The sequence below is a fragment of the Brachyspira innocens ATCC 29796 genome, assembly GCF_000384655.1.
Classification (GTDB): Bacteria; Spirochaetota; Brachyspiria; order Brachyspirales; family Brachyspiraceae; genus Brachyspira; species Brachyspira innocens.
In genome coordinates this window covers 1-2,395 of the sequence record NZ_ARQI01000024.1, presented here as the reverse complement: position 1 = coordinate 2,395, position 2,395 = coordinate 1, and the positions used below count along the sequence as shown (strand labels likewise).

The following is a 2,395-nucleotide window of genomic DNA, read 5'->3' as shown; positions in this document are numbered from 1 at the left end:
ATGCTATTATGATGATGAATATTTCAGTACCATTCATAAGGAATCACCTCCTTTTGAAGTATTCTATGGCTTAGGACTTTGCAGAGTTCTAAGCCTATTTTTTACTTAAACAGAATCAGTTTTTTTGTTTTCTTTTAAGCATTTCATATAAAAATTATGAGTATTTACAAGATAAGCACTGGGCTTCATGTTATATTTTTTAGCATAGGCTCTTATTTCATTTGCCATATTTTTGCTTGTATGAACTACAAGTATGTCGCCTTTTATTTCCTGCTTTTCAAGCTCTCTCAATTTAGACATAAAAAACTCCTTAAAATATTATTTTTTATTTTCTTTTAAATATTCTAAATAAAACTTATGCGTTTGTACTAGATAATCACTAATTTTCATATTATATTTTTTAGCATTATCTCTTATTTCTTTTCCTATTCTTTTGCTTGTGTAAACTGCGAGTCTGTCCTCTGTTATTTCCTGTTTTTCAAATTCTTTAAATTCTTTCATAAAAAACTCCTTGAAGATTATTTAGTATTAATATATTATTTAAATTATATTCTTGTTAGGGCTATTAAATGCTGGGAACAAATAATAACCCTTTTCAATACTATTCTTAATTATTGAATAGTTTTATGATAGCGATCAATGCCTCTAAGCAGGCATTGACTGCTAATAATATTTTTAATATCATAAAGCATTTCCTCCTTTTTTTATCAAATATATTTTATTAAAACATGGTCAAAAAGAATTTCAATATAGCTCATATTTTATGTTTAATTAATTTTAAATTGCATATTTTTCTTTTGATTAAAAATTTCAAAAAAGTATTAAAATTCGCAGCATAATTACAAATGTTATATATACTATTCAGCAATTTTTTATGCAAAAAGTTTTTTTGTCATAATTATTTTTTAATGATTATCTCTTTAATAATGAAATAGAGTAATAAACAATACTTAAATGTAATATATACAATCCAATATAAAAAATTTAATATAATAAAAATATTTAATTGTAATTAGGTTAAGACGATAATATTACTGCTCAGAAAAAATTAAAAACAGTTTAAAAAAACTTTTTATTTGAAAAGCCTGTCTATCAATGATGGGCTTATTAAAATAAAAGGAGCTGTTTTTATGAAAACGCTAGACTATCTAAAATTATATGATAACAATAATTCTAATTTAATAATTAAATATCTTGAATACATAAAACTTTATAAATCAAAATCAACTTTACAGACTTATTCAAACTCTATAAAAAATTTCTATGATTTTTTATATTTTTATTATGATAATAGACTGTCTAAAAATATACAATTATACAATACTATGGTTATGTATAATAAAGTAGATAGAAAATGCATTGAAGACTATATCGCTTATCAAGTTAATAAAAATCTTAGTGCAGATGTAATTCACTGCAGAGTTATGGCTGTAAAAAATTACTTTAAGTATTTAGTGAAATTGAAAAAAATAAGTACCGAAACTTTTTTTGATATTTTTGATGAGCTTAAAACTCCAAAGATAATTGTAAAAAATCAGCTATTAATAAAAGCAGATGAAACGATCAGTATTACAAAAAAGATAAAAGAAAAATCAGAAAGTTTTGCAGATGAGAGAAATATATTCATGCTTTTGCTGATGTCTAACACAGGCATACGCCGTAAAGAGCTTGCCTGCATAGACATACAAAATATAAACCTTTCTAATAATACCATAACTATTTATAAAACAAAAGGGGATAAACCAAGAATTATCTCTTTTTCTAATTCTATAAAATCTAAACTATTTGAATATTTAAAATTAAGAAAATCTATATTAAAGCAGAGAAACAAAATACATAATATGCTATTTATTAAGACAAACGGAGATGCTCTTAACATAAATACTATAAGCACAATAATGCATTTCATTTCTAAAAAAACAAATATAAAAGTTACTTGTCATTCATTAAGAAGAGGCTTTGCAACTGATATGGCAGAAAACGGAACTGACATTTATGTCATATCAAAAATGCTAGGACATCAAAATATAAATACAACCGTGTCAAGATATATTTATGTTTTGGCTGGTATGATAAAAGAAGCTATGGAAAATCACCCATTTTCTAAGTTTCAAAATAGTACGAAAAAAGACTGTATTAAAAAAGACATTAAAACAAATATGCTTGAAGAATGGAAAGACTTAACGTGCAGAATGAATCAAATATTAAACAGTTTTGAAAAAATTGAAAAGGATTTTAATAGAGCTTAAAAGATAGGCTGTAATCTCTGCCAAGATTACAGCCTGCGAGCTAATTTTATGATTAGTAAAAACTATAATACTGTTTAGTTAATATAAAAAATATTAGAAAATATTAATTTGTGTAGCATAAAAAAACTGCATATATATAGGTTAAA

3 protein-coding genes are annotated in these 2,395 nt (G+C 24.1%); 1 reads left to right on the top strand and 2 read right to left on the bottom strand.

From position 1 onward, the window contains the following. Positions 1 to 105 precede the first annotated feature (105 nt). Complete coding sequence (locus F811_RS0100280; protein ID WP_020003325.1) at positions 106 to 300, bottom strand: hypothetical protein; 195 nt, start codon at positions 298 to 300, stop codon at positions 106 to 108. A gap of 18 nt (positions 301 to 318) precedes the next feature. Then, positions 319 to 501, bottom strand: a complete 183-nt coding sequence (locus F811_RS0100275; protein ID WP_020003324.1) for a hypothetical protein — start codon at positions 499 to 501, stop codon at positions 319 to 321. Positions 502 to 1,130: 629 nt separating this feature from the next. Between F811_RS0100275 and F811_RS0100270 the strand changes: the two genes are divergently transcribed. Continuing rightward, the gene (locus F811_RS0100270; RefSeq protein WP_020003323.1) at positions 1,131 to 2,249 is read left to right on the top strand and encodes a tyrosine-type recombinase/integrase; all 1,119 of its coding nucleotides are present in this window, start codon (positions 1,131 to 1,133) and stop codon (positions 2,247 to 2,249) included. Positions 2,250 to 2,395 lie beyond the last annotated feature (146 nt).